A 6,241-nucleotide genomic window follows, 5' to 3' on the forward strand; every position below is an offset into this window, starting at 1 on the left:
CCAAAATCACCGACTACGCCAGCCTATAACCCGCTGTCATGATGAATTGTTGACCAGGAAAGGAGCCGCGAGCGTGGCCGAAGAGCTTCTGTATGAAAAGCGGGGACACGTCGTCATTCTGACGCTCAATCGTCCTGAACGGCGCAATGCGATGAATCGCAAATTGATGCACGACCTGCAGAAGGCGTGGCTGCGATTCAAACATGACGACGATGCTTGGGTGGCTATTCTCTGGGGCGGCGAAGGCCCAACCTTTTGCGCCGGAATGGATTTGAAGGAGTTCGCTGAAACCCACCATCAACAAGATGACACGGAAGGCCCCTGGTGGCCAGACCGATGGTCGCCGGGCGACCTCGAGATATTCAAGCCAACAATCGCCGCGGTGAACGGTCAGGCGGCCGCGGGCGGCTGTTGGCTCACCACTATGTGCCATCTTTGTGTTGCCGCAGACACCGCCGAGTTCGGTATCACAGAACCGCGATGGAATATCGGCGGCGGCGATCAGATCGACATCATCCGACACGTGAGCTTACGACACGCGATTGAGTTGACGATTTATCCGCGCCTCGTCCCGGCGCAGCGGGCCTATGAGATGGGTCTCGTCAACTGGGTGGTACCCAAGGGCCAGGAGTTACAAAAGGCCCTAGAAGTCGCAGACGCAATCCTCGAATGCGGTCCTGCCGCGGTACGCGCCTTCATTGAATCCTATTACCGGTGCTACGGCATGGAGCATTCCAATGCCGTAAAACTCGCCGGCCATATCCAAAAGGGTCTTGGCGCCATGGAAGACGCCAAGGAAGGGCCGCGTGCCTTTGCCGAGAAACGTCGACCCAATTTTAAGAATCGGTAGCAAGAACATGTCCGAAAAAGACTTCCGCAATAGGACCGCTATCGCAGGAATTGGCTACAGCCGAAGTAAAGAAAATCCCGGCGGTTTCTCGAAGAACTCAGGCGTCGATGTTCTCACGCTGGCTGTACGAGCCGCAAGGGCGGCATGTTCCGACGCGGGTCTCGATCCCAAAGAGGTCGACGGCGCGGTAATGTACCAGATGTTCGACGACTCGGTGCGAACCGGCCTTGTCCTCTCAGCGCTTGGTTCCCGCAAAGTGGGGTATGCCTCTAATCTTGTGGGCGGTGGAAATTACGCCTCCTTTGCGGTTATCCAAGCTGCACAGGCCGTCTATCACGGGATTGCCAACTACGTCCTTGTCTATCGAGCGCTGAATGGTCGATCTGGTATCCGCATGGGACACTGGGGAGCCGGCGCTGGCGGCGGATTGCACAGGGTCGGTGGGGAAAGTCAGTTCAGCAGTATCTACGGACTGGCGGGGGCCGCTTCGAACCACGGATTCGAAGCCCGGCGATATATGGACCTCTACGGCGTCACGAGTGTCGATCTTGCTCACTTTGCAGTCAACTCCCGCTCGAATGCTATCAAAAATCCCCGAGCGATGATGCGGACGCCTCTCACCATCGAGGATCACCAGCAATCACGGATTATTTCTGACCCTTATCACCTGTTCGACTGCTGTCAGGAAACGGACGTGGCCTGCGCCATGATCGTAACAAGTACCGAACGAGCACGAGCGCTAAAAAAGCGTCCCGTCTTGATCTCCGCCGGAATTGGCGGTGGAGTCAGCCCCGTCCCCAATATCGAGGACACAAACTTGATCAATATCGGGCCGCGCCTTCTCGCAGCAGCCGACGTCAAGTTGAACGACATCGACGTTTTTGAGGGATACGATGCGTTCACCGATATGCCGATGCGGATGATCGAGGACATGGGCTGGTGCAAGCGCGGCGAAGCCAAGGACTTTATCAAGGACGGTCGGATTAGCCTTGACGGCGATCTGCCGAGCCAGACCCACGGCGGGCTGATCAACGAAGGCTACTGCCACGGGTTCAACAACGTTCTCGAAGCCGTGCAACAGCTAAGAGGAGACGCCGAGGATCTCTGCCCCAACTGGCACCTAGGCGAGCATACCTATGATCGCAAACTCTGTCGGCAGGTCCGCGATGCGGAAATCGCTCTCAACGTCAGTGTGCTGGGCTCGAGCGCGATCATTCTGAAAAGGGACTAAGCGAATGTCGACGGAAGAGTACGCCTACCTTCTACCTCAGCCGAATCCGCTTACCCAACCCTTCTGGGACGCAGCCAAGCGGCATGAACTCGTGCTTCAGGAGTGCGGAGAGTGTGGCAAGCTCCGCCACCCGCCCGCGGGTATCTGTGCCGAATGCGGTTCCGAAGCAATTGGCTGGCGTACAATGAGCGGTCGCGGCACGCTATATTCCCACGTTGTTGTCCACCAGACGGCTCTTCCCAGTTGGCGCGCTGCCGTCCCATACAACATCGTGATGGTCACGCCAGACGAGGCGCCCGAGATCAGGCTTTACGGCAACGTGATTGATTTCGACGACTCGAAGCTCAAGGTGGGCCTCTCTCTCGTGGCAGCCTTCGACGATGCCACATCCGACGACACCATCATCCGCTGGCGCGTCGCAGACGCAGACGTGTGAACCGTGACTTTATCGATTTAAGGAATGCGCCATGTCTGACCCACAGAGCCTGATATACGAAAAGGATGGCCGGATTGCCCGGATCACTTTCAATCGTCCTCAGTCGCTCAACGCGATCAATGCCGACATGTCGCGGCTACTCAAGGACGCATTGAACGACTTTGATGCCGATCCTGATGTCTGGCTCGCCATCGTCTCGGGTGCCGGCCGCTGCTTCTGTGCCGGAGCGGACGTGCGGCAGAGCGGGCAAGAACGCAGGACCACGTCACGCGTGGACCACTACTATCTCGATGCTCCGCTAAACTGGAAGCCGGTGATCGCTGCGGTCCACGGCTACTGCTATGGGGCCGGCCTCGTCTTCGCGGCCGAATGCGACCTGATAGTCGCGACCGAAGACGCAGCCTTTTCGGTCGTCGAGACCAAGCGCGGCATGCCGGCGATCACGTTGTCGGCACAGCTCGCGCCATGGATGGCGTCCAAGAAGGTCACCGAAATGATCATCACGGGGGACCCGCTTTCGGCTTCGGAAGCCTATCGCCTTGGCTTGGTCAATAAACTGGTACCTTCATATAACGACCTGCTTCCCGCGGCTGAAGAACTGGCCCAGCGCGTCCTGGCCAATCCACCTATGGCAGTGCGGACCGCAATACAGGCTGCGAGAACCTCCGTCTTCCAGTCACAAACCTACCGAGATTCGGAGATTCTGTTTAGAAACACGCGCTGGCGGGAGTGGGATGACTACAAAGAAGGCATGCTCGCGTTCCGCGAAAAGCGACCGCCAGTATTCAAGGGCAGCTAACACGCGCACGCATGGCGTTTGGATGAATTCGAGGAGAGTATATCATGGGCACTGCACCAACCCATTCCCGCGGAACGAATTGGCGCGAACATTACAAGAGCCGGATGGTGGGGCCTGAAGAGGTAGCCGCCCAAGTTTCCTCTGGAAACCGAATCTATGTAGTGACCTCGCACGAATCAGCCCCCCTGCTGGCTTCGCTACTCGGCCGAGCTGACGAGTTGAGGGACGTCGAGATCAGAAGCCTGGGCGGTTTGTGGACGGACTATGGTTTTCAGAATGGTACGTGGGCGCATGTGTTTCGCGCAAACATGAGCTTCGGGACGCCGGCGAGCAGGGAGGCGATCGAGGAGGGAATCACCAATTTCACCGTGGTGGGTTTTGGTGACGCGTTCAGACACATCAATCAGCGGCGCGCAGGCAGCGAGCCCTTTGATTTCTGCTGGTTCACAGTCACACCTCCTAACGATGCCGGCTATTGTTGCGTAGGCGCCGAAGTGTGGGACCTTCGAATCGCAATGAAGAACTCGAAGATCAATGTCGCTGCCGTGAACGATCATCTTCCTCGGACCTTCGGTGATACTTGGATTCACGTCTCCGAAATTGATTACTTCATTGAGGACCATGAACCGTTCCTCCCTCGGACCCGGCACGAGCCCACAGCCGCAGCGGTCGCCATCGCGCAGCACGTTTCGGGATTGGTACGTGACCGGGACACGCTCCAAATCGGCACGGGAAGCACATCTGGAACACTCGCACAATTGGGTGCATTCAACAACAAGCAGGACCTTGGTTATTTCTCCGAGATGTCGGTCGCGGGGCTTATCGATCTGGTAGATAACGGCGTCATAACGTCGAAGTATTCTACGGTACGTCCTAACAAGTTTGCAACAACAGGCCTTACAGGAGGGTTAGAAGAATATAATTATGTCAACAATAATCCATTCTTCGAGTTCTACGATTACGATTACATGTTAAACCCCGCCATAATCTGCCAGAATGAAAATATGGTTTCTATCAACAATGGACTATCAATAGATTTGCGGGGCCAGATCAATTTGGTCAGCATGGGACCAAAGATCTGGTCCGGTAGCGGTGGCCAACTTGCATTCCACACGGGTGCCTTTCTATCCAGAGGGGGGCGCGCGATCACCGTGATGCCGTCCACTGCATCAAAGGGAACAATCTCGCGCATCGTTCCTGAATTTCCTGCAGGCCAGGTGGTGACCATTCCCTGGGATCTGGCGGATACCGTAGTCACGGAGTTCGGCGTTGCCGAGTTGCTAGGCAAAACCATGAGCCAGAGAGCGCAAGCATTGATCGAGATTGCACATCCTGACCACCAACCTGAGTTGAGAAGAGCGGCCAGCAAGCTGCTCTAGCAAAGGGCGGCCATCCTTCCTGCTTTCGTCTGCACATTCGGAAGTTATTCGCCCAGGCCGGGTCCGCCTTTCATTGGATAGGTGCACAACAAGGCTACTGCGCGATGATATCAAGATCAGGACGCCATTTATTACGTTCGTTGGCGGCACCCGAGAGGTTTGAAGCACCTCTCCGCAAGTCAGCGATCATCAAGACCGCACAATAGCAGAGGCACGACCGACGATGTCCGAAGCCGATGGTACAAGACGCATAATCACGGGTCAGTCACCGGAGGGAAAGAGCACATATACCCACCTCGAGTCAGTTGAGCCGCTGCGCCTTGGCGGTGATATGCTCCGGCATATCGTCTGGGGCTGGGAGGAGCTTCCCGCGCTGCCGTTCTATGAACCGGGACCGTACCAGTTGCCTACAGGTATTCCATCGGGGCGTCCTGGCGGAGTGCAGGTGGAGGTATGGGTGTTGCCGCCTCTCTTCCCCCTTCCTGGCGGTCACGAGAACGCCTCGATGATGCATTCCTATGACACCATCGATATCGTCTTCGTGATCGAGGGTGAGATTGATCTCAAGCAGTCCGACGGTGTCACCGTTAGACTTCGACGTGGCGACGTACTCGTTCAGAATGGCACAGCGCACGCATGGAGCAACCCTACAGACCGGCAATGCGTGCTTGGCTTTGTATTCTGTGGCACCGAACGAAACAACGCATCCGAATAGTCATTTTAGGCAGTCCGCAAGGAGGGAAATCACGTGTCTAAACTCAAAGGCGAAGATCTGATCCCGGGCCTCACGTTGGCCGAGATCGAGAAATCAAGACTACCGCTTCCCAACCGGGACGAACTTGACGACGAAGAACGTGTCATATTCGACGAGCTATTCGCCCGCTCGAAGCGTTTTTTTGAGTCGGTTCCTGCCAACGCGGGCCAGGAGTATCGGTTGACCCCTTACTTCCAAGGCCTGCTGCAAAGCCCGCGCGTGGCGAAGCTCTGGTCCAGCTTCGGCGACTACTACCAACCGGCCGAACAGCGAGGCAGTTTCACCCACCGCGATCGCGAACTAGCCGAGCTGACGGTTGGCATGCTGCTAAAGGGTTTGATGGGAACACGCTACCTTGCTCCTATCCATGTTGCCGATGCGGTGGGGGTCGGACTGTCCGCAAACGATATCAAGGCAATCTACGAGGAGCGCTTCGAGGAGCTTTCACCTGAGGATAGGCAGCTTGCCGAGTACGTACGCGCGACCGTTCAGGGGAAACTCTCACCGGAGCTGTTCGATGCACTTGCTGAACGCATGGGACGCAAGATTGCAATCGAATTTACCTCATATGTCTGCTATCGTGTTGGAGGGATGCTGGGCGTACGAGCTATGTGGCGGATTCAAGGCCGCGACACCAATACGGAGCGCGGTGAAAAGATACTGCAGGCCTATCTCGACGGCACTGCCGAGCCACACCCCCACAACCGCGCTAGTGCTTGGGTGGACCCGCCTCAGCAGCAGAGTTCATAAAAGGGCCGATGTCGGGAGCTGAGTATCGCTCCGGTGAGGGCC

Annotated in this window: 7 protein-coding genes; all 7 read left to right on the forward strand. The window is 56.7% G+C overall.

Annotated features, from left to right (window positions below; translation table 11 throughout):
- Window positions 1–850: enoyl-CoA hydratase-related protein (locus EBBID32_RS02955; RefSeq protein WP_231382088.1), on the forward strand; the 850-nt coding region annotated here is incomplete at its 5' end.
- Between the two features lie 7 nt (window positions 851–857).
- Window positions 858–2,081, forward strand: coding sequence for a thiolase C-terminal domain-containing protein (locus EBBID32_RS02960; protein WP_037488429.1), 1,224 nt, complete (start codon window positions 858–860; stop codon window positions 2,079–2,081).
- A gap of 4 nt (window positions 2,082–2,085) precedes the next feature.
- Complete coding sequence (locus EBBID32_RS02965; protein ID WP_037488432.1) at window positions 2,086–2,517, forward strand: Zn-ribbon domain-containing OB-fold protein; 432 nt, start codon at window positions 2,086–2,088, stop codon at window positions 2,515–2,517.
- 31 nt (window positions 2,518–2,548) lie between these two features.
- On the forward strand, window positions 2,549–3,316 hold the full coding sequence (locus EBBID32_RS02970) for an enoyl-CoA hydratase/isomerase family protein (RefSeq protein WP_006950482.1): 768 nt from the start codon (window positions 2,549–2,551) through the stop codon (window positions 3,314–3,316).
- Window positions 3,317–3,360: 44 nt separating this feature from the next.
- Window positions 3,361–4,695: an acetyl-CoA hydrolase/transferase family protein gene (locus tag EBBID32_RS02975; RefSeq protein WP_006950488.1), complete on the forward strand. Its 1,335-nt coding sequence runs from the start codon at window positions 3,361–3,363 to the stop codon at window positions 4,693–4,695.
- Window positions 4,696–4,918: 223 nt separating this feature from the next.
- Window positions 4,919–5,410 carry a cupin domain-containing protein gene (locus EBBID32_RS23420; RefSeq protein ID WP_081628016.1) on the forward strand — a complete coding sequence of 164 codons (492 nt, stop codon included), beginning with the start codon at window positions 4,919–4,921 and terminating at the stop codon, window positions 5,408–5,410.
- 33 nt (window positions 5,411–5,443) lie between these two features.
- A complete protein-coding gene (locus EBBID32_RS02985) occupies window positions 5,444–6,199 on the forward strand; it encodes a carboxymuconolactone decarboxylase family protein (protein WP_037488437.1) in 756 nt (251 codons plus the stop codon).
- Window positions 6,200–6,241 lie beyond the last annotated feature (42 nt).

It is taken from the genome of Sphingobium indicum BiD32 (assembly GCF_000382885.1).
GTDB lineage: Bacteria > Pseudomonadota > Alphaproteobacteria > Sphingomonadales > Sphingomonadaceae > Sphingobium > Sphingobium japonicum_C.